Source organism: Pseudobutyrivibrio ruminis AD2017 (assembly GCF_000424305.1).
Classification (GTDB): domain Bacteria; phylum Bacillota; class Clostridia; order Lachnospirales; family Lachnospiraceae; genus Pseudobutyrivibrio; species Pseudobutyrivibrio ruminis_B.
In genome coordinates this window covers 21,659-44,067 of sequence record NZ_AUJQ01000011.1, presented here as the reverse complement: position 1 = coordinate 44,067, position 22,409 = coordinate 21,659, and the positions used below count along the sequence as shown (strand labels likewise).

The following is a 22,409-nucleotide window of genomic DNA, read 5'->3' as shown; positions in this document are numbered from 1 at the left end:
ATCCTATTGTTGTATAATGTCAATTGTCTTTTAGGAAATTCTAAAGTATTTAAAGGAGATGTAAAATGAATCACACACAGATTACTGACGAGTACTTAGAGAAAATGGACGCTTACTGGCGTGCAACTAACTATCTCGCAGCAGCACAGTTGTATCTTCTTGACAATCCACTCCTTCGTGAGCCACTCACAAGAGAGCAGGTTAAGAAGAAAATCGTAGGACATTGGGGAACAGTACCAGGACAGAACTTTATCTATGTACACCTCAATCGTGTAATTAATAAATATGACCAGGATATGATCCTTATTTCTGGTCCAGGTCACGGCGGAAACTTCTTCGTGGCTAATACATATCTTGAAGGCTCTTACAGTGAGGTATATCCAAACGTAAGCCGTGATATCGACGGTATGCAGAAGCTTTGCAAGCAGTTCTCATTCCCAGGCGGTATCTCAAGCCACGTTGCTCCAGAAAACCCTGGTTCAATCCATGAGGGTGGTGAGCTTGGATATTCTATCGCTCACTCATTTGGTGCAGTATTCGATAACCCAGAGCTCATTGCAGCTTGCGTTGTTGGTGATGGCGAGGCTGAGACAGGCCCACTTGCTACATCATGGCAGTCAAACAAATTCTTAAATCCTATTACAGATGGTGCGGTTCTTCCAATCCTTCACCTTAACGGATTCAAGATTTCTAACCCTACAATCCTTGCTCGTATGTCACACGAAGAGCTTGTAAACTTCTTCACAGGTATGGGCTGGGAGCCACACTTCGTAGAGGGTGATGACCCTAAGGTTATGCACAAGAAGATGGCAGAGACTCTTGATGAGTGTATGGATAAGATTAAGGCTATCCAGAAGCACGCTAGAGAGACAGGCGATGCTACAAGACCAGTATGGCCAATGATCGTTCTTCGTACACCAAAGGGATGGACAGGCCCTAAGGTAGTAGACGGAAACAAGATTGAAGGCTCATTTGCAGCTCACCAGGTTCCAGTTATGATGGACAAGCCAGAGCACATGGAAATCCTTGAGAAGTGGTTAAAGAGCTATCATCCAGAGGAGCTCTTCGATGAGAATGGTCGTCTTATTCCTGAGCTTGAGGAGCTTGCTCCAAAGGGAGACAGACGTATGGGTGCTAACCCACATGCAAACGGTGGTAAGCTTCTTCACGACCTTAGACTTCCAGATTTCCGCGATTACGCAGTAGATGTTCCAGCTCCAGGCGCTGTTGAAAAGCAGGATATGATTGAGCTTGGTGGATACATCCGTGACGTATTCAAGCTTAACGAGGATCAGAGAAACTTCCGTATCTTTGGACCAGACGAGACAATGTCTAACCGTCTTAACAAGGTATTCGAGGTTACAAATAGAGATTGGAACTCACCAATCGAAGAAGGCACAGATCAGTTCCTTGCAAAGGATGGTCGTGTAATGGATTCAATGCTTTCAGAGCACATGTGTGAAGGCTGGTTAGAAGGTTACCTTCTTACAGGTCGTCACGGCTTCTTCGCAAGCTACGAAGCTTTCATCAGAATCATCGATTCAATGGCAGCTCAGCATGCTAAGTGGCTTAAGGTTTGCAACAGCCTTCCATGGAGACGTCCAATTGCATCACTTAACCTTCTTCTTACATCAAATGTATGGCAGCAGGATCACAACGGATTTACACACCAGGATCCAGGTTTCCTTGATCACATCGCTAACAAGAAGGCAGACGTGGTAAGACTTTATCTTCCACCAGATGCTAACTGCTTGCTCTCTACAATGGATCACTGCTTAAAGAGCAAGAATTATGTAAATGCAATCGTTGCATCAAAGCACCCAAGACCACAGTGGCTTACAATGGAGCAGGCTGTTAAGCACTGCACACAGGGTATTGGTATCTGGGATTGGGCTTCAACAGATACAGGAGAAGAGCCAGACATCGTACTTGCTTGCTGTGGTGACACACCTACACTTGAGGCTCTTGCAGCTGTTGACATCCTCCACAAGGAGATGCCAGAGGTTAAGGTTCGTTTCGTAAACGTAGTTGACCTTATGAAGATGGAGCCAAGCAACAAGCACCCACATGGTCTTACAGATGTTGAATATGATTCAATCTTTACAAAGGATAAGCCAATCATCTTCGCATTCCATGGATATCCAACACTTATCCATGAGCTTACATATACAAGAACAAACCGTAACATTCATGTATATGGTTACCATGAGGAAGGTACAATCACAACTCCATTCGATATGAGAGTTCAGAATAAGATTGACCGTTTCAACCTTGTTATTGCTATGCTTAACAACATGCCACAGATTGGTAACAAGGGCGCATTCCTCAAGCAGAAGATGAAGGATAAGCTTGTTGAGCACAAGACTTACATCCATGATGTAGGTGTTGATATGCCTGAAATCGCTGAGTGGAAGTGGACAGGACTTAACTAATTAAATTCCAATAATAATATAAGCTCATTGCCTGTTGTGCAATGAGCTTATTTTTTGTATGATGATTGTATTGGGTGGGTGAATGTTATGCATAGCATTATTAGAAGATACAATGATCTTAAAATAGGCAAAAAGCTTATTATTATATTTTTATTAATTTCTATAATACCTATTATTCTTTTACAGGTATTTCATTTTACTAGTGTCAGGAAAACTATGACTTCTCAAGTGGATGAAATCATCCAAAGTGATTTAATCCAGATTTCAGAGAGAACAAATCTCAGCTTAGAGAACTATACCAATTTAATGTATCAAATATATGTGGATGAGAATGTTATCGACCAGGTAATGATTCTGATGAACGGTACCCCTACAAGACGGGCGGCGGCAAAAAGCGATATTAGAGAGTTGCTTCATAGATACACAAGTGTGGTAGAAGGAGTGCGTTCTATCAGCCTGGTGTGTAAGAATGGGGAGTCGGTAACATACGATTTTGCTACAGATTCATCTATGTATAATATATGGAATCGTTTTAAAGATATGAGAATAGCGCCACCATACCTGGATGCGGAAAGCAAATCTGGGATGGTCATTACTCCTAGTATGAAGTTTGATGAGAATGGAGTGAAAAAATACTATTTTCATATATCAAAACGACTATATAACTTTGATCAGTTGGAAAAGGGTAGCATAGCAACAGTCATAATGACGATTGATGAAAAGATGCTTAACAGTATTTGCAATTCATCGGAAGAAAGTAAGACAGGTATCAACTTCATCTTGGACGACAATGGCAAGGTAATCTCATATCCTAGTGAAGCTTATGTAGCAATGAGCACTGGGGAAAACTTAGAAGCCTTTGTACGAGAAAGTGGATATTTGCAGAGTAGCCATAATATTGGAATCAATGAATACAAGGATGAATCTACTGGATGGACTTTCGTAAATGCCTATGATACAGATGAGATGTTGAAGGATGTCAGAAGGATTCAAATAATAACAGTGTTAATAAGCGCTATCATCATAACAGCAGTAGCAGTGATTATTATTTACACCACAAGAACCTTCAATAAATCTGTAAATACAATAGTAGAGGGAATGCAGACAGTTCAATCGGGTGATTTGGATAAGCGTATATCAATAAACAGCAATGATGAGTTTGGAACAATATCCAAGAACTTTAACATAATGACAGCTAGAGTGAAGGAATTATTGCAGCAAATATCATCTGCAAAGGATAGACAACGTCATGCAGAACTAAAGGCTTTGGAGGCTCAGATTAATCCCCATTTCTTGTATAACACTCTTGATACCATTAATTGGATGGCAATAGAACATGGCGAAAATGATATAAGCAAAGCGTTAAGCAATCTTGGACTTATATTAAGGCATTCGGTTAGTAAAGTAGAGGAAAAAACGCCTATTGAAGCTGAATGTGATTTCTTAAAAAGATATCTGGATTTACAGCAGATAAGATATGAGGGCGCCTTCAGATATGAAATAAATATTCAGCCAGAGTTAAAACGACTGTATATACATAAGCTTTTAATTCAGCCATTTGTTGAAAATGCAATTATCCATGGATTTGAAGGGATAGAAGAGGGGGGCATACTTTCAATAAACATGGATGTGTCAGAGGATAATAATTTTTTACAGATTAGTATTGCTGATAACGGTAATGGATTTGGTGAAGAGCTGCTAAATAAGATGAACGATAGGGAAGCGGTAATGAGCGATGATGATATGGAAAAGGTAGGGTTAGGTCTTAGAAACGCTTTTTCTAGGCTTGTAATGTATTATGGAGGAATGGCTCACTGGAATATAAATAGTGTTGAAAAAATAGGAACCGAAATAACTCTTTATATACCAATGAGCGAGTGTGAGTAGTATGAATATTGTTATTGTGGAAGATGAAATAAAAATAAGAAATGGTCTATCAAGGCTTTTATCCAGCTATGAAGAACATGAAGTAATTGCCAAGGCGAAAAACGGTAGAGAGGGATTGGAAACCATAGAAAGCCTTCATCCTGATTTGGTATTCACTGATATTAAAATGCCAGAGATGGATGGACTACAGATGTTAGAAGAAATAAAAAATCGCCAGATAAAATGCCATAGCGTAATACTTACAGGCTATGCCGAGTTTGATTATGCCAAGCGTGCTATCACCTGCGGAGCTGATGATTATTTGCTTAAGCCGATTACCGTGGATGCGGTAGACGGGGTGCTAAAATCCATCTCTGCCAAGATTAGTGCAGAGGCCACTAGAATAGACGCTGATCCTGCATCTTACATTAGAGCAATAGTTTCTGGAGCCCTTGAAAACAATGATGAAAACATAGGTAAGGCTGAGCGGATTTTTGAATTATCAAAAGGATATGAATTATGCTTTTTAAGAGGATATAGCACAAGCGGATGCTTTGACAAGACTACCGTTATGGAAAAGTTTAAGGAATATAAGGGCTTGTATGTATCTGAAGATAATAAGGATTTGTTCATGCTTTATGATAAGTCTACCGGTAAGTATTCATCTGACGAGGAAATAGTAGCCATGCTTGACCGCAGAATAGATGTTGTTGATTGCCTAAAGGATTCGGTATGGTATATGGCAAGCTTGTCTGGTTTGAAGGACTTAAAAGATATTGCTCTTAAATCAGATAAGAAATTTTTGTATGGGGAAATGTTAGATACCAGAATTGTAATAGAGGGTAACACGGATATCGTATATACGGATTACAAATATAGTAAAGATACAGAAAAAGAAATAGAAAAAATACTTGTGAATAATGATGAGGAAGGCTGGCAAAAATGGAGTGATGGCTTTGCCAAGGGATTCATAGGAAAAGCCTACGATCCATATTCTGTAAGAAGTGCATATCAAAGCTTTGCAGGGTTTATTTCGCAGCTTGCCATTAAAATATGGCCTGATAAAGGCAGGCAGCTTAGGGAATTAGATACAGTAGAAAAGATATCAAGGGCAAAGCTGTTATCTGAAATAAAGGAATGCTTGGACGAGGCGGCAGCAGTAGTGTTTGCTGGTGAAGCTACCCGTGATGATATTCACAATTATACTATACTAAAGGCAATAGCCTACATCAGAGAGAACTATGCTAACAAGATTTCCCAGGAAGAGGTAGCAGATTATTTGTCTATAACCCCAGAATATTTGAGTACGCTTTTTCATAGGGAAATGAACAAAAATTTTTCTGCATTTGTTAATGAGTTTCGTGTCAGCCATGCTAAGCGGTTGCTTACAGGTAGCAATCTGAAGATATACGAGATTGCAGAACAGGTAGGTTTTACAGATACCAAATACTTTAATAGAGTATTTAAGGATATAGAAGGCGTCTCACCTAAGGAGTTTAGAGAAAGATGAAAAAAGGTCTGAAACTAATAACACTGGCTATGTGCATTGCAATTACAAATACAGCCTGTGGAAGAAGTACTTCTGATGTGGAAAACACACCTGATGAAAAAGAACAATTGTTGATATGGTCTTACTATGAAACAGAAGCACAGGCTAATGGGCTGGATAAGTTAACAGCCAGCTTTAACAAAAGCCAGGATAAATATCAGGTGTCATGGGAGTATGTTCCAATGACAGAATTTGACAAGAAAATCTCCAGGGCATATACAGAACAAGAGCTTCCTGATGTGGTAATTATTGATAATCCTGATATGAAAAAATTCATTCAGCTGGATATGTTTGAAGACATATCTGAGTATGCCAGTACCCTTAATCTAGATACAGATTATTATGAGGCATCTGTAGATACTATCAAATACAATGATAAATACTACGGAGTTCCGTTTAACAGCAACAATGTTTGTTTGATATATCGAAGTGATTTGTTAAAAGAGGCAGGGGTTACACCACCTAAAACCTGGGATGAGCTTAGTGAAACAGCAAAGCTATTATCAAAGGATGGTACCTATGGATTTTTGATGAGTGCCATGGATTCTGAGCAAGGCTCATTTCAGTTATTGTCATGGGTGATGGCTGCCTCTGATTCTGATACACAGCTTACCAGGGAAGCACTCAGTGAATCCTATGATTATTTAGCAGGACTTATAAAAGATGGCTGTATGCCGGCGGATTGTCTTAACTACAGCCAAACAGATATTGCAAGAAGATTTATAGAAGGGGATATAGCTATGATGGAAAATGGACCATGGGTTTTTCCGATGCTAGATGAAGCAGGAATTAGCTATGGCCTTTCACCTATGCCTATGAATAAAAGAAATGCAGTAATACTAGGCGGAGAAAACTTAGGAATAATCAAAGGTAAAAATGTAGAAGGATCCATTGAGTTTATAAAATATTGCATGGAAAAGGGCGGAACGGAAAGATTCTGCAGCGATGCAAATCTACTTCCATCCAGAATAAAATCTGCAAATGAGATAATAGTGGATAATCCTAAGCTGGAAATTATTAGTCAGCAAATGACTTATGCAATCCCTCGTACAGGAATAGAGGGATATTCTAGAATATCAAAGCAATTACCTAAGAGCTTTGCAGATGTAGTGACAGGAGAATTAACACCAGATGAAGCAGCAGGTAAAACCTTGAACTAAAATTTGGATGAATTTTTTCCACCTTTTTTAATTTATTAGAATTTTTTAAAATCAAAACCTCTCTTAGAATACTTATATAAACAAAGGAGATACAAAGTATCTCGGGGGTAAGTATTCGAAGGGAGGTTTTTTATGAGATTTAAGAAAGCCGTATCAATGGCATTAGCAGGTGCAATGGCAGCGTCACTTATGGTAGGCTGCGGCAGTTCAGGAAGTGGAACAGAAGCAACTGGTTCAGGGGAAGGAACACAGACAGCTCAGACAGGGGACAAGCAAGAGGTAGTTATTTGGGATTACTTTGAGACAGATGCTCAGAAGAAAATGATGGAATCCCTGATTAATGGATTTAACTCATCACAGGATGAATACGTAGCAAGTCATACCTATGTACCATTTGCTGATTATGAGAAGCAGTTAACACTTGGTATTGCATCAGGGGAGCTTCCAGACGTAGTTATTCTTGATGGATGCGATATGGCATCATTTATAGCAATGGATTTGTTTGGTGACATTTCAGATGCTGATATTGATTGGTCAGAGTATCTGGAAGGACCAATGAATTCTACAATGATGGACGGCAAGCATTATGGTCTTCCATTTGCAACAAACTGTACAGCTCTTTTCTACAACAAGGATATTCTTGATGATGCAGGAGTTCCTTATCCAGATGAGAACACTACATGGGACGAATTCCATGAGATGGCTAAGAAGCTTACAGACTATGGTGTTACAGGATTTGGTAATGCAGCAATAGGAACAGACGAGGGTACATTCCAGTGCCTACAGTGGTTATACACAGCTGGTGGTTCATACACAGATATTGAAGGTGGCAAGGATGCATATCAGCTTATGCAGGATATGATTAACGATGGTTCATGGTCTAAGGAGTGTGTAAACTGGGCACAGACAGATGTTTGCAACAACTGGAAGGCTGGCAACATTGCTATGATGCAGAATGGTCCATGGCAGATTCCAGGTATCGAAGCAGATGCTCCTGATATGAACTATGGTGTAACTGTTCTTCCTAAGAAGGATGCTTCAAGCGGCCAGGCTACATCTATCCTTGGTGGTGAAAACATGGGCGCTGTTAAGAAGGATAATATGGACGGAGCAAAGGCATTCCTTGAGTACTACAATCAGACAGATGTTATGGTAGATGCAATGAAGCAGTATGGTTCATTCCCACCTAAGACAGAGGCAGCTAAGGATAGCTATTGGACAGATGATCCTATTCAGGCAGAGTTCATTACACAGCTTGAAACTTCTATTCCAAGAGGACCTTCACCAATTTGGCCTTCATATTCAAATGCAATTCAGACTGGTTTCCAGGAAGTACTTACACTTGCTAAGTCGCCAGATCAGGCTGCAAAGGATACACAGGCAGCAGTTGATGCCGTTAAGTAAGAATTAACATTTGGCGGGGAAGTAATTCCCCGCCATTTTTAGAAATAGTTATTTTGGAGGGATGTTATGATTTCTAGAAAAAAGAAGTTGAATGGACCAGGGAAAATGGGATTTTTGTTTTCTCTTCCAGCAGTAATCTATATGCTTATCTTTGTTGGATATCCCACAATTTCAAATATCATTCTTAGTTTAAAGAATGTTAATGTCTTTAATTTTTCAAGACCAGAGGCACAGGAATTTATAGGTCTTTCAAATTATGTAGAGTTATTTACAGACGCTAATTCTGTAATGAGCCGTGCTATTTTGAATACTTTAATATTTACTGTAGCTTCAATCTTTTTCCAGTTTATTATTGGATTTATACTTGCATTATTATTTAGTAAGAAGTTCCCAGCATCAGCATTTTTCAGAGGTGCAACAATGATATCCTGGTTGCTTCCAGTTACTGTAGCAGGTCTTTTATTTAAGTTTATTTTTGCAAGCTCAGGTGGTATAGCAAACCAGCTATTAATGCAATTGCATATTATTAAAACACCAGTTGATTGGCTATTGAATGGCCCAACTGCTATGGTGGCTATTGTAGTTGCGAATATTTGGATTGGAATTCCTTTTAATATGATGTTACTGCTTACAGGTCTAACAACTGTACCAGCAGATATTTATGAAAGTGCAAAAATCGATGGGGCCAATAAGCTTCAGACTTTGTTTAAGATAACAATTCCAGTGATTAAACCAGCAATTATGTCTGTTTTAACACTTGGCTTCGTATATACCTTTAAAGTATTTGACTTAGTTTGGGTTATGACTAAGGGTGGACCAATCAATGCAACAGAATTGGCTTCAACATACGCTTACAAGCTGTCATTTGAACAGTTTGAATTCAGTAAGGGCGCAGCTTCTGCAAACATTCTATTTTTAATTCTATTTGTAGTAGGAATGTTCTACATCAAGCTAATAAATGCAGAAGAGGAGGTAATGTAGGATGAAAAGAGAAAGAAAAGAAAACACCATAAGCTTTATCATTGGAGTGGTGATATTCGTTATTCTTATGTTTCCTCTATATTGGATGATTGTTACAGCGCTTAAAACTCAGGTGGAAATCTTCCAGGTTCCAACACCAATGTGGCCTAAAAAACTTACACTAGAAGCTTTCCAAAGCCAGTTTTCTGAATCATCAGCAACAATGAAGGGCTTTAAGAATAGCTTTTTAATAGCGTTTTCTTCAATGGTAATATCAACAGTATTATCTATACCAGCAGCATACGGACTAGCAAGATTTAGATTTAATGCCAAAAAGCTGCTGATACTGTTTTTTTTAATGATGCAAATGTTGCCATCTACACTTATTTTGACACCACTTTACATTATGTTTTCAAAAGTGGGATTATTAAATAATTACTTAGCGCCAATCCTTGCAGATGCGACTTTGGGAATTCCCTTCTCAATCATCATTCTTCGTACTTATTTCCTTTCTATACCAAAGGAGCTAGACGAGGCAGCGGCAATAGATGGCTGCAATCCGGTAACATCATTTTTTAAAATAATGTTGCCGATTGCAAAGCCAGGTGTGATTGTAGCAGCGGTGTTCTCATTTGTTTATGCATGGGGCGATTTGATTTATGGAATCACATTTATGACTGATCCAAATATGAGACCAATCACATCAAACATTTATAATTATGTTCAGCAATATCAGACACTTTGGAATGCAACAATGGCATTTGGTCTTGTGGCAATCTTCCCAATAGTATTGATATTCATATTTATGCAGAAGTATATTGTTAGTGGACTTACAAACGGAGCAGTAAAAGCATAGGGGGAACAAATGAAATATAATGCAAATTCATCAATTCCAATCAGTGACATAAAAATCACTGATGAGTTTTGGAATAAGTACAGAGATTTAGTAGGAAAAGTAATCATTCCATATCAGTGGGATGTTTTAAATGACAGGTTAGAGGATGTTGAAACCAGTCATTGCATTGAAAATTTTAAGATAGCGGCAGGTTTATCAAATGGAAAATTTGAGGGAGCAGTTTTCCAAGATACGGACCTTGCAAAATGGTTAGAGGCTGTTGGATTTTATCTGGCAGCCTATGGCTGTGATGAAAAGCTGGAAGCTATGGCAGACGAAGCTATAGATTTAATCGAAAAGGCGCAGCAGCCTGATGGATATCTTGATACATATTTCATCATCAATGCACCTGATAAAAAATGGAAGAATCTATGTGAAGGCCATGAATTATACACTGCAGGACATTTTATGGAAGCCGCAGTTGCTTATTATGAAGCTACAGGCAAAAGAAAAATTATAGACGTAGTATGCCGCTTGGCGGATTTGTTATGTGATGTTTTTGGTAAGGAAGAGGGCAAATGCCACGGATACCCTGGACATCCAGAGGTGGAGGTAGGACTGGTAAAGCTATACAGAACTACAGGTGTTAAAAAGTATCTTGATTTGGCAAAGCATTTTATTGATATCAGAGGTGTAGGAGATAATTATTTTCTTAATGAAGAAAAGCAACCTGATTTTGAGAGAATCTTTCCAGAATTTATAAATTATGATCCTAGCTACAGTCAGTCCCATCTTCCAGTAAGACAGCAAAAAACTGCAGAGGGACATGCTGTTAGAGCAGCTTATTTGTATAGTGCTATGGCAGATGTAGCTGTAGAAACAGATGATAAGGAACTGTTAGATGCCTGCAAGGTGCTTTGGGATGATATGGTTCACAGAAGAATGTATGTAACAGGCAGCATAGGCTCATCAGGTTGGTTGGAAAGATTTACAACCGATTATGATCTGCCGAATGATTGTAATTATTCTGAGAGTTGCGCATCCATCGGATTGGCTATGTTTGGAAAAAGAATGGGTGAAATCACAGGGGAAGCCACATATTTTGATGAGGTAGAAAGAGCATTATATAACACAGTATTGTCGGGAATTGCTATGGATGGAAAAGGCTTTTTCTATGTAAATCCTTTGGAAGTTTGGCCAGCTGCATGTATGGACCACACTTCAAGACTTCATGTAAAAAGCGAGAGACAGAAATGGTTTGGCGTGGCCTGCTGCCCACCTAACATAGCAAGAACACTTGCATCCTTGGGACAGTATATAGCATACACATCTGACGATAAGATTTATTTGAATATGTATGTTTCATCTAAGATAAAGGCTGAAGTTTCAGGCAAGAAAGTCAGACTGGATATCAAAAGTGAAATACCTTGGAATGGCAAAGTATCAGTTCATGTAGAGTCAGATGAACAAATGGTAGGAACCCTTGCACTTAGAATTCCTTATTATGCAAAGAATCCAAAAATCTGCGTTAGTGGGGCAGGACTTGATATGAAACAGGACAAAGGTTATATCAATGTGACCTTATCTGGCACGAGCATGGATATAAATTTTGAATTTGATATGAAAGCAAGATTCATCCGCTCTAATCCAAAGGTAAGAGCAGATGTTGGAAAGCTTGCAATCATGAAAGGACCATTAGTGTATTGTCTAGAGGAAATTGATAATGGGGAAAACCTGGCATGCACCTTTGTATCTTCAAAAACTAAATTTGAGGAAGAGTTTGATAATAGCATTTTAGGAGGCACCACTAGAATCAGCTTTGATGGTTATCGCCTAAAGGAAGAAGGCTGGGATTCTAGTACATTATATGGTGAGCTTGAAAATAAATTTGAGGAGGTGAGACTGACTGCGGTTCCTTATTGTTATTGGGGAAACAGAAAGAAAAACGAAGAAATGTTAGTTTGGATGAAGGAGAAGTTTTAATGTAGTAGAAAGGAGAATTAAGGGGGACAAATGTCAAACACGAGAATGAAGAAGAAGGTTCTGTCGCTTGCACTGGCTACAATTACAGCATTTACAACTTTGCCAGGTAGTATGGGGACAATTGATGTGTTGGCTAAGGAAGATAAGGCAACAAGTCAAACAAAGACGACAGAGGAAGCAGATGGAAGCTATACATTATCCAATGATTATTTCTCTGTAAACATAGGAAAATACGGCCAGATTAGAAAGCTGTATATAGTGGGAGATAAATATCCTACAAACTATGTGATGAACGAAGAAAATGCTCCGTCTCAGGGGGCTAGCAGCACCCACCAATGGATGGGTGAGCTGATGCTTGCAACTAAATTTTCTGATGGTGAATATAGGGAAGGATACACAAGCCAGTCTGACTCGGATAGAACCATCGAACTTAAAGATAACAAGGTAATAGTTACATACGGCGGGAATGCAACTGAAGCTAAAGGAATAAAAGGCTATCAGGTTAAGGAAACCTATACTCTTGTTAATGACAGGATAAAGTGGGACATCGAAATAGAAAATAAAAGTGAAGATGTCCTTACCGTAGGGGATTTAGGACTTCCTATTACGTTTAATGAGTATTGGTCAGGTGGAGATGAAATCTACGAGACAAGAGTTGTAGACCACAGCTTTGTGGGAAAAAATTCATCTTATATCTATGCAACCAGACCAAGTGGACAAGGCCAGTTTGTACTTTTTACTCCGGATGATGCCACTGATGCCAGTTTTGAATATCAGGACCATTGGCGTACGGAGGAAAGAAGCGCCAATGAAAAATCCTGGTGTCAGGATCAGGATGGATGGGCAAGTGGCCTGAATGTTTTCTACATCCATTCAGATGTTATCAAAAAAACTAATCGTGGTTATCTTGATAACACATCATTAAAGCTAAAGAAGGGCGAGTCAAAGAAATATTCCTTTGATTTTAGTCCTGTTGATAATGAAGATGATATGAAGTCTACCTTGTATGACGAGGGACTTGTAGATGCTGTGGTAGTTCCAGGTATGACCTTTGCTAAAAACATGCCAGCAAAAATGTATCTTCATACAAAGTATGATGCTAAGGATTTGAAGGTAAGTATCAAATGTCCTCATGAGTTGAATCTATTTGAGGACAATAAGAATAGTGTCAGCAATAATCTTCCATGCGAAAAAAGCGAAGCTGGTACTTATGCAAAATACGAATCCACAAAACTTATAGACGGCGAACAATATCATATATACGATATAGCCTTTGATGATTTAGGACAAAACGATGTAGTTGTTTCCTATGATAATGGAACAAAGGAAACTGAGCTGCAATTCTACATTATGGATGATGTCAGCAATGCATTGAATACTCATTCACAGTTTATGGTAGATAAGACCCAGTGGGATGCTGAAGGCGAGCTTTATGATAAGGTATTTGACGATTGGATGATGGATACCAAATCAAAGCGCGGTGTTTTCAATGGATATTGGGGCTGGGGCGATGATTGGGGATTAACCCACGGTGAATATATTGCTGAAAAGAATGTTTACATCCCAGTAGAAAGGGAAATTACTGCTATTGATGAATACCTGGATACAGCAATATGGCATGGACTTATGCAGGAGCATCAGGAGGATTATCTTATCCACGATTTCCAAATGAAGGAACCAAATGATACACCTACATACAGAGGCTATGCATATCCTCACATCTACAACACCTACTATTCAATGTACAAGATTGCCAGCAAATATCCTGACATTGTAGAGTACATTGAAGATAAGGATACCTATCTACTTAGAGCATATAACATAATGAAGGCTCTTTATACAGACGGGGTGTATTATAACTGGTCAACAGGTGTAATGGGAGAGCTTACTACACCTGACATTATCGCCTCTTTAAAGGCAGAAGGATATACCGATGAGGCTGCTGAGATTGAAGATATTATGGCAAGAAAGTATAAGAATTTCTCTAGCACCAAGTATCCTTATGGCTCAGAGTATTCTTATGACAATACTGGTGAGGAAGCTGTATATACTCTTGCTAAGCTAAATCTTGGAAGTGATGAAGCTAATGCCCTAAGCATGATGCAAAAGATTGATTTGAAAACAAGGGCATGTAGAGGACTTCAGCCAGTGTGGTATCACTACGCTAATCCTACCACTATCTGTGGCGAAAGCTGGTGGAACTTCCAGTATACAGCAGCACTTGCAGGATATTGCATGGATGATTATTTGCGACTTGAAAATAATGGATTAAATTCTATTGAATCGGCTGAAGCAGAGAGGGTTAATTACGCAGCAAAGCTGGCAAACCTCACATGCATCAATTCAGGTCAGATAGATGCTGACCCTGAGAATATAGGGACAGTTGCCTGGACTTATCAAAGTGAAATGGGAAATCTAGGTGGACAGGGAACTGGAGGTGGAAAGATTCACAACGGCTGGAGACAGATGGCTGGTGAAGCAGATTTGGGTCTCTTTGGAGCACTTCAGATTTTATCTGCAGATGTTGCTACAGATCCAGTGTTTGGTTTATTTGGATACGGCTGTAATGTGGTTGATAATGGAGATAGTTATTCTATAAAACCACTTGATGGATTGAACACCAGATTAAACCTAATCGATGATGGTTGCTATGTAGAGCTAGATAGGGACAGATACGTAAATGCGATAATTGCTAAGGATTGCAGTGATGTAAAGCTTACTGTAACAAATCTTGAAAAAACAGCGCATAATACAAGCATTGATTTAACAGGACTTGCAGATGGCAGCTACACAATCCTGGTTGATGGTAAAGCTCATGGAACATTTAAGGCAGCTAAGAATCAGACTGTGACAGTGTCAGTTCCTCTTGGAAAGAAAGATACATCAGAAGTTGAATTTAAGATTGGAGCAGCTGCAAAAAACACAGCTCCAATTGTAGATGCAGGCAATGATATTGAAACATATCTTCCAGAAGTAGATGGAATAGATGAGGCTACAATAGTCATTGACTTCAATCTTTCTGCAAATCAGGAGAATGGAACAAGACTTATCGAATTTGGCGATTTAGATGAAAACTACTTATATGTAAGCTTCAAGGGAAATAATCAGTTAAGCATCGCTGCTACTGACATGAAATCAAAGAAGCTGAAAACAGTGGATACCGTATATGCGATAGCACCAGAATATGATAAGAAATTAGTATTAACAAATGATAATGGAAATATTGCTGCTTACCTTGATGGAGATAAGATTGCTACATTAGATTCAGGCTTTGTATTTTCAGATTTAGGAGAGGCTCAAAGAAACTATCTGGGACGCTCTCACGAGGAATCTATTAGCTTCTTAAATGGAAAAATTAAAGGCTTTAGTATGTATTCAAAAGCATTTAATGAAGAAGAGGTTTCAAAGCTTTTTGGAGATTTGGCAGATAGAGAAATTGTATCTATAAAGGATGCAGCAGTTGTAACTAAGATAAACGAAGCACCTAAACTTCCGAAAGAAGTTAGCGCCCTGTATTCAGATGGCGTATATAGAAATGTGGAAGTGAAATGGGATGAAGTATCTGCAGAATCTTATGGTGCTAAGGGCGTGTTTATTGTAGAAGGTTCAGTAGATAAATCTACTGTTAAGGCCAAAGCTAATGTTGTTGTAGTTGATGGAAAAGAGGTAAATCTTGCAGCTTACGCAACACCTAGCGCTATCGTAAACACTCCACAGGATTTAGGTGGTGTAGCTGGTTTAAATGATGGTTATGACCCATCAGCTTCAAATGATACATCCCATGGAGTATGGCACAACTGGTTAGGAGGCGCTCAGGGCGCACCAGCATGGGTAATGTACACCTGGGATGATGAGGTTATTATTACCGGCCAGGATGCATACTATTTCAAAGATAATGGAGGAAACTTCTCACCTGCAGCTGTAAAGCTGGAGTATCTTGAAGGCGGACAGTGGAAGGAATGCGATATAGTAGAAGGTCTTGGAACAGAACTTGATAAATACAACACTACAACTATCAAACCTATTCAAACAACAGCACTTAGAATGACTCTTAATCCTAAGACATTAGCCTGTGGCGTAATTGAGTGGAAAGTATATGGATTTAAGGAAGGCGCTGTTGATAAGTCTGGATTAAATAGTGCTATTTCAAGAGCTGAAAAGGTTGATCCATTCTTTGTTAAATCAGGATATTCTGATATGAAATCTGTTTTGGCAGAGGCTAAGGAATTGGTTGCAAAGATGGGTGTGTCTCAAAAAGAATTAGATGAGATGGCCGACAGACTTAACGATGCCATTGCCGCGCTTGATATGGATATAAATTTGGCTTTAGATGCTTCAGTTTCCACAAGCTATGTTTCTAGCTGGGAAACATTAGGTGCAGTTAATGATGGAGTGTCATCATCTGCATCAATGGAAAAGCCAGCAACTGGTGCTTATGGCTCATGGGGTAACACATCAGAATACGAGACCATTACATACACCTGGGATAAAAAGATAAGCATTAGCAAATCGGCTATTTACTTCTGGAAGGATAATGATTCTGAGGAAGTAGTGGGAATTCAATTCCCTAAGAATTACACCATTAGTTACAAGGACGGTGATGATTGGAAAGAAGTAAAGGATGCATCAGGCTATGGTCTAGAAGCTGATAAATATAATGTTACATCCTTCAAGCCTGTTATGACTGATGGATTGAGAATTCAGTTAAATAAAAAGGAAGCAAATAATTCAGGCGTTGGTGTAATTGAATGGGCTGTCCTTGGTGGTGAGCCAGTGGAAGAAGAGCTTGAAGAGCTAGAAAAGGAAGATGTGGAAGAATTGCTAGAAAAGGATGTGGAGTCAGAAGAAAAGAAAGAAGAGAAAGACTCTGATATCGAAGAAGCTACTGAAAAAGATGCTGAAACAACAGAGGAAAACACAGATGAAGTTGAATCTGTCACAGCAGAGGATTCTAACCTGAAAGTTACAACAGATGAAGTAGTGCCAGAGGAAAAGCTGACAGAATTAGAAGAAGCTACAGGAACAAACTTACTTTTAGGAGCTGTTGCAACTACAAGACTAAGAGCATCAGCTATTGACGATGGATATCCTAATTCTTCATTAGAATACAAGTGGACAGTAAAGAGCAAGCCAGATAATGCGGCAGTAGCTATCGACAAGGATAATCAGGCAATCACTGATGTAAGCTTTAATCAAGTTGGTAACTATGTACTTACACTTACAGTCTCAGATGGAGAACTTTCATCATCTGATGATATCAAGATTAAAGTGGCAAAGGCTGAGGCGCTTCCAGAAAAGCTTTGTGAATATGATTTCACTGAAAAATCATTAGACAAGAAAGCTAGATTAGTAAAGGATATCAATAATACTGGATATGATTCAAACTACAGCTACAATCCAAATCCTGTATTTGCAGCAGTGGATGGAGTAAGCTTTATTGACATGGCAGGCGGCTTCTGCGGATATGTTAAGCTTACAGATGAATTGACAAAGGGCAAGATAAAAGAAGCCAAAACAAAGGAGCCTATCATTAATCCAGTTAATCCTTTCAAGCCATCGCAAGGTGGAAGCACAGGTACCGCAGCAGTTAGTCATGTAGTAAACAAAGTTGTAAGCCCAGCAAAGGACATCACAGGAATTGATAGTCCTAAGGCACCTACTGCTGGAAACAATAAAGTTGCTAAAACAACTGATAAGGTAAAGGCAGCTAATAGCTCTAAGCAAAAGTCCGAAGCTGAAAGCAGTGTAGATGAGAAATTAGAAAATAGTGAAGATTCTACATTGGAAGATTCAGCTGAGAACACATTAGAAAAGAATAATGAGCAATCAGAAGAAATCATATCTGATGAAGAAACACCTACTACAGGCGAGAAAAAAGATAGTAATGCAATTCTGATATTAATACTCATTGCACTGGCACTAATTCTTGTAAGTGGCGGATATGTAGTTTTTACAAAAGCATTGAAAAAGGGCAATAAGTAATATAGAAAGACCTATTTGGTGATAAATGCCAAATAGGTCTTTTTCAGAGGGATAAATTTATTTTATAGCAAAAATTGTTTTTAGCTATTGCATTATATGGTGGCTAATCTTATACTGTAGGCGAAACAAAAAACAAGACAAATGCAGAGTAGAATTTAAAGCGTTAAGTGCCGTTTGCACAGGGAGTTGGCAGATGGACGAAGGATGTTACCGCGGTTTTAAATTCGCATCCCGCTGCTACATAGTAAGGTAAGCTATATACACCTTCATTGTAGGAAAAGGAAACTGCAAAGGAGGTGTATTTTTTATGAAAAAACTTATGAACACAAGAACACTTACACTTGCAGCTATGCTTACAGCCATCGGCATTGTGCTGGGCTTCTTTAAGCTACCAATCAATCAGCTGATTGAAATCAGATTTGGTTCCCTGCCAATCGCATTAGCAGGTATGCTGTTTGGACCAGGCGTTGCAGGTGTAGTAGGCGCCATCACAGATATCGGAGGATATTTGGTTAAGCCTACAGGCCCATTTTTCCCAGGCTTTACTATCAGTGGAATAGTAAGTGGAATCATTTTTGGATTAATGCTTCACGGTAAGAAGTGTACATTGCCTAGAATTTTTGCAGCCCAGGTAGTACACACCTTTATTGTAGGCGTAGTCATGAACAGCTACTGGCTCAGCCTTCTTTATCTAAAGAACGGCTATCTTGCAGCAATCGTTACACGTCTTCCTAAGGAACTTATCATGATTCCTGTGTACACCGTGCTTATGTATGCAGTTCTTAATTCACTTGAAAAGGTAGGAATAAAGAGATTAGCAGTATGATGAAATATAGCTATGATGAGGCAGTGAATTTTTTCAAGAGTATGCCACATTTCATGCCGCCAAAGGATGGCAGCAGTGGAAAGAATATGTTTTCGCTGGATGCGGAGCTGGCACTTCTAGAAAAGCTTAACAGGCCTCAGGATAAACTTAAATATGTTCATATAGCAGGAACCAATGGCAAGGGTTCCACCACTACATATTTGGCTAATATTTTAAATGAGGCATCCGTTGTTACGGGTGCCTTTACTTCACCATTTTTATATCGCTATAACGAAATGTTTAGGGTGAACGGCATTGATATTTCTGATGAAGATTTTGCAGAGGTGTTTTCTCAGGTTAAGCCTTCTTATGATGAGTTGTCAGATGAAGGAATTTTTGTTAGCGAATATGAATTCCTGACGGTAATGGCCTTCATTTATTTTATTAAGATGGACTGTGAGCTGGTGCTGCTAGAAGTGAGCATGGGTGGCAGGATGGACACTACTAATGTAATCCCTGCACCACTTGTATCGGTTATCACTTCTATCAGCTACGACCACATGACTATTCTTGGAAACACACTTACGGAGATTGCTACTGAGAAAGCCGGTATAATAAAGTCTGGAACTACAGTAGTAAGTGCTGTGCAGGAGCCAGAGGTTGAACAGGTTTTAAGGAAAGTCTGTAGGTCATTTGAAGATGTTCCTATAGAATTCGTCCAATCATCTAAGGTAATCACTAGGGATATTCATGGACAGAGGTTTATGACGGCAGATGGTAAAGAGTATTTCACTACTATGCTCGGTACCTATCAGGTTGACAATGCAGCTTTAGCTATTGCAGCAGCAAGAACGCTGTTCGCCCTAGGTTATCCAATTAGTGAAGAAGCTATAGTAGAAGGTATCGCAAATACGAAGTGGTTTGGAAGGTTTACACTGCTTTCCGATAATCCACCGGTAATCATAGACGGAGGCCATAACAGACAAGGCGCAACAGTTCTTCGTCAGTCTTTAGAAGAATACTTCCCAGACAAGAAGATTACATTTGTACTTGGCATCCTTGCGGATAAGGAAGTGGACATCATCCTAGACACACTGCTTCCTATTGCAGATAAGTGCTATACTGTAGCCGTCCCAAATCCTCGTACCATGCCACCAGAGAAGCTGGCAGAGATGATAAGCGCAAGAGGCGTGGATGCAGTCGTACTCGGTGCTGATATAACACTTGATTGCATCAAGGAAAAAGCAGATGTAGTGTGTATTGCAGGTTCACTATATCTAATATCTCAAATAAGTAATGAATCAAAAGCCTAGGCTTTACCACTGAAAATAGAAGAATCTGTTTTACAGTGGTAAAGATACTAAGAAATTACCACTGAATATGGAAGAAGCCGATTTACAGTGGTAAAGATTCCAAGAAATTACCACTGAATATAGAAGAATCTATTTTACAGTGGTAAAGATTCCAAGAAATTACCACTGAATATGGAAGAAGCCGATTTACAGTGGTAAAGATTCTTAGAAATTACCACTGAATATAGAAGAATCTGTTTTACAGTGGTAAAGATACTCAGAAATTACCACTGTATTTGCAAGAATCTGATTTACAGTGGTAAATTCAGGCGCTGTGCCCGCCCCAATTAGATATAAAAAAATAATTAACATTACTTAGGTTGACATGCCTAACCAGAAAACTTAAAATTAAAAGAGTTTTAAGTTGAAAACAAGGAGATGAATATTATGTACAATGATGATTATAAGCGCTGGTTAGCAGCGGATTTAGATGATCCAGATTTAAAGCCTGAGCTTGCAAAGATTGAGGGTAACGATGACGAGATTAAGGACAGATTTGCAGTAGCACTTGCTTTTGGTACTGCTGGTCTTCGTGGTGTCCTCGGTGCAGGTACTAACAGAATGAACGTATATGTAGTACGTCAGGCTACACAGGGACTTGCAAACTGGGTTAAGACACAGGGCGGCAACCAGACAGTTGCTATCAGCTACGATAGCCGTATCAAGAGCGATGTTTTTGCTAAGGCAGCTGCTGGTGTTCTTGCAGCTAACGGTATCAATGTTCGTATTTATGATGCACTTATGCCAGTTCCAGCACTTTCATTTGCTACTAGATACTATAATTGTAATGCAGGTATCATGGTTACAGCTTCACACAACCCTGCTAAATATAATGGATACAAGGCTTACGGTCCAGACGGATGCCAGATGACAGATGATGCAGCAGCTATCGTATATGCTGAGATTCAGAAGACAGATGTCCTCACAGGTGCAAAAGTTATGTCTTTTGCTGAGGGTGTTGAGAAGGGACTTATCAAGTTCGTTGGTGATGATTGCAAGAACGCATTCTACGCAGCAATCGAAGAGCGTCAGGTTCGTCCAGGTCTTTGCAAGACAGCTGGTCTTAAGCTTGTTTACAGCCCACTTAACGGTTCTGGTTTAGTTCCAGTTACACGTGTTCTTAACGATATTGGTATTACAGATATCACAATCGTTCCTGAGCAGGAATATCCAAACGGATACTTTACAACATGTAGCTATCCAAACCCAGAAATCTTCGAGGCACTTGAGCTTGGCCTTGAGCTTGCTAAGAAGGAGGGCGCAGATTTAATGCTTGCTACTGACCCAGATGCAGACCGTGTTGGTATCGCTATGAAGTGTCCAGACGGAAGCTATGAGCTTGTTTCTGGTAACGAGGTTGGTGTACTTCTTCTTGATTACATTGCAGCAGGACGTATCGAAAAGGGCACAATGCCAAAGAACCCTGTAGCAGTTAAGTCAATCGTTTCTACACCACTTGCAGATGCAGTTGCAGAGCACTACGGCGTAGAGCTTCGTTCAGTTCTTACAGGCTTTAAGTGGATTGGTGATCAGATTGCTGGTCTTGAGGCTGATGGAGAAGTAGATAGATTCATCTTCGGTTTCGAGGAGTCTTACGGATATCTTGCTGGTCCTTACGTACGTGATAAGGATGCGGTTATCGGTTCAATGCTTATCTGCGAGATGGCTGCTTACTACCGCAGCATCGGAAGCTCTATCAAGCAGCGTCTTGAGGAGATTTACGCTGAGTACGGCCGTTACCTTAACAAGGTAGATTCATTCGAATTCCCAGGCCTTTCAGGTATGGATACAATGGCAGGCATCATGAGCCAGCTTCGCGAGAACCCACCAAAGGATATCGCAGGCATCGCTGTAACAAAGGTTACAGATTACAAGAACACAGCTGAGACAGGACTTCCTTCAGCAAACGTTCTTATCTATGGTCTTGAGAATGGATGCACAGTTGTTGTTCGTCCTTCAGGTACAGAGCCAAAGATTAAGACTTACTTCACAACAAAGGGTAAGGATCTTGCTGAGGCACAGGCTATGAAGGATAAGCTTGCAGAAGCACTTAAGCCACTATTTAAATAAAAATGACAAAA

Annotated in this window: 13 protein-coding genes and 1 riboswitch; of the genes, 12 read left to right on the top strand and 1 reads right to left on the bottom strand. The window is 39.5% G+C overall.

Going from position 1 to position 22,409, the window contains the following annotated elements; translation table 11 throughout:
* Window positions 1–65 precede the first annotated feature (65 nt).
* From G611_RS0108800 to G611_RS0108750, 11 genes are all read left to right on the top strand, one after another.
* A complete protein-coding gene (locus G611_RS0108800; RefSeq protein WP_028243311.1) occupies window positions 66–2,432 on the top strand; it encodes a phosphoketolase in 2,367 nt (788 codons plus the stop codon).
* Between the two features lie 216 nt (window positions 2,433–2,648).
* A complete protein-coding gene (locus G611_RS0108795) occupies window positions 2,649–4,319 on the top strand; it encodes a sensor histidine kinase (RefSeq protein WP_196801558.1) in 1,671 nt (556 codons plus the stop codon).
* Between the two features lies 1 nt (window position 4,320).
* A complete protein-coding gene (locus tag G611_RS0108790) occupies window positions 4,321–5,808 on the top strand; it encodes a response regulator transcription factor (protein WP_028243309.1) in 1,488 nt (495 codons plus the stop codon).
* Window positions 5,805–7,007: a sugar ABC transporter substrate-binding protein gene (locus tag G611_RS0108785; protein ID WP_028243308.1), complete on the top strand. Its 1,203-nt coding sequence runs from the start codon at window positions 5,805–5,807 to the stop codon at window positions 7,005–7,007. The genes G611_RS0108790 and G611_RS0108785 overlap by 4 nt, the downstream gene beginning before the upstream one ends.
* A gap of 132 nt (window positions 7,008–7,139) precedes the next feature.
* Window positions 7,140–8,411 carry an extracellular solute-binding protein gene (locus G611_RS0108780; protein WP_028243307.1) on the top strand — a complete coding sequence of 424 codons (1,272 nt, stop codon included), beginning with the start codon at window positions 7,140–7,142 and terminating at the stop codon, window positions 8,409–8,411.
* 66 nt (window positions 8,412–8,477) lie between these two features.
* Entirely contained in the window at window positions 8,478–9,392 is a 915-nt protein-coding gene (locus G611_RS0108775) for a carbohydrate ABC transporter permease (protein WP_330362040.1), read from the top strand.
* Window position 9,393: 1 nt separating this feature from the next.
* Window positions 9,394–10,227 (top strand): carbohydrate ABC transporter permease, encoded by an 834-nt coding sequence (locus tag G611_RS0108770; RefSeq protein ID WP_028243305.1) that lies wholly within the window; start codon window positions 9,394–9,396, stop codon window positions 10,225–10,227.
* 9 nt (window positions 10,228–10,236) lie between these two features.
* On the top strand, window positions 10,237–12,189 hold the full coding sequence (locus G611_RS0108765) for a glycoside hydrolase family 127 protein (RefSeq protein ID WP_028243304.1): 1,953 nt from the start codon (window positions 10,237–10,239) through the stop codon (window positions 12,187–12,189).
* 30 nt (window positions 12,190–12,219) lie between these two features.
* The gene (locus G611_RS15370; RefSeq protein ID WP_051195183.1) at window positions 12,220–18,171 is read left to right on the top strand and encodes a DUF5695 domain-containing protein; all 5,952 of its coding nucleotides are present in this window, start codon (window positions 12,220–12,222) and stop codon (window positions 18,169–18,171) included.
* A gap of 142 nt (window positions 18,172–18,313) precedes the next feature.
* A riboswitch (THF riboswitch) is annotated at window positions 18,314–18,410 on the top strand.
* Window positions 18,411–18,478: 68 nt separating this feature from the next.
* Entirely contained in the window at window positions 18,479–18,997 is a 519-nt protein-coding gene (locus G611_RS0108755) for a folate family ECF transporter S component (protein WP_028243303.1), read from the top strand.
* Window positions 18,994–20,289 carry a bifunctional folylpolyglutamate synthase/dihydrofolate synthase gene (locus tag G611_RS0108750; RefSeq protein ID WP_051195182.1) on the top strand — a complete coding sequence of 432 codons (1,296 nt, stop codon included), beginning with the start codon at window positions 18,994–18,996 and terminating at the stop codon, window positions 20,287–20,289. The genes G611_RS0108755 and G611_RS0108750 overlap by 4 nt, the downstream gene beginning before the upstream one ends.
* 204 nt (window positions 20,290–20,493) lie before the next feature.
* Here the strand turns inward: G611_RS0108750 and G611_RS15905 are convergent, their stop codons facing one another.
* Window positions 20,494–20,640, bottom strand: coding sequence for a hypothetical protein (locus G611_RS15905; protein WP_207636292.1), 147 nt, complete (start codon window positions 20,638–20,640; stop codon window positions 20,494–20,496).
* 75 nt (window positions 20,641–20,715) lie between these two features.
* On the opposite strand from G611_RS15905, the gene G611_RS0108745 reads away from it, so the two are divergent.
* Window positions 20,716–22,398 carry a phospho-sugar mutase gene (locus G611_RS0108745; protein WP_028243301.1) on the top strand — a complete coding sequence of 561 codons (1,683 nt, stop codon included), beginning with the start codon at window positions 20,716–20,718 and terminating at the stop codon, window positions 22,396–22,398.
* The last annotated feature ends 11 nt before the right edge of the window (window positions 22,399–22,409 follow it).

Excerpts from the sequence above, each read along its gene's own strand:
- G611_RS0108755 (WP_028243303.1), top strand. The coding sequence starts at position 18,479 with ATGAAAAAACTTATGAACACAAGAACACTTACACTTGCAGCTATGCTT.
- G611_RS0108745 (WP_028243301.1), top strand. The coding sequence starts at position 20,716 with ATGTACAATGATGATTATAAGCGCTGGTTAGCAGCGGATTTAGATGAT.
- G611_RS0108780 (WP_028243307.1), top strand. The coding sequence starts at position 7,140 with ATGAGATTTAAGAAAGCCGTATCAATGGCATTAGCAGGTGCAATGGCA.
- G611_RS0108765 (WP_028243304.1), top strand. The coding sequence starts at position 10,237 with ATGAAATATAATGCAAATTCATCAATTCCAATCAGTGACATAAAAATC.
- G611_RS0108770 (WP_028243305.1), top strand. The coding sequence starts at position 9,394 with ATGAAAAGAGAAAGAAAAGAAAACACCATAAGCTTTATCATTGGAGTG.
- G611_RS0108800 (WP_028243311.1), top strand. The coding sequence starts at position 66 with ATGAATCACACACAGATTACTGACGAGTACTTAGAGAAAATGGACGCT.
- G611_RS0108750 (WP_051195182.1), top strand. The coding sequence starts at position 18,994 with ATGATGAAATATAGCTATGATGAGGCAGTGAATTTTTTCAAGAGTATG.
- G611_RS15905 (WP_207636292.1), bottom strand. The coding sequence starts at position 20,640 with ATGTTAATTATTTTTTTATATCTAATTGGGGCGGGCACAGCGCCTGAA.
- G611_RS0108775 (WP_330362040.1), top strand. The coding sequence starts at position 8,478 with ATGATTTCTAGAAAAAAGAAGTTGAATGGACCAGGGAAAATGGGATTT.
- G611_RS0108795 (WP_196801558.1), top strand. The coding sequence starts at position 2,649 with ATGACTTCTCAAGTGGATGAAATCATCCAAAGTGATTTAATCCAGATT.
- G611_RS0108790 (WP_028243309.1), top strand. The coding sequence starts at position 4,321 with ATGAATATTGTTATTGTGGAAGATGAAATAAAAATAAGAAATGGTCTA.
- G611_RS15370 (WP_051195183.1), top strand. The coding sequence starts at position 12,220 with ATGTCAAACACGAGAATGAAGAAGAAGGTTCTGTCGCTTGCACTGGCT.
- G611_RS0108785 (WP_028243308.1), top strand. The coding sequence starts at position 5,805 with ATGAAAAAAGGTCTGAAACTAATAACACTGGCTATGTGCATTGCAATT.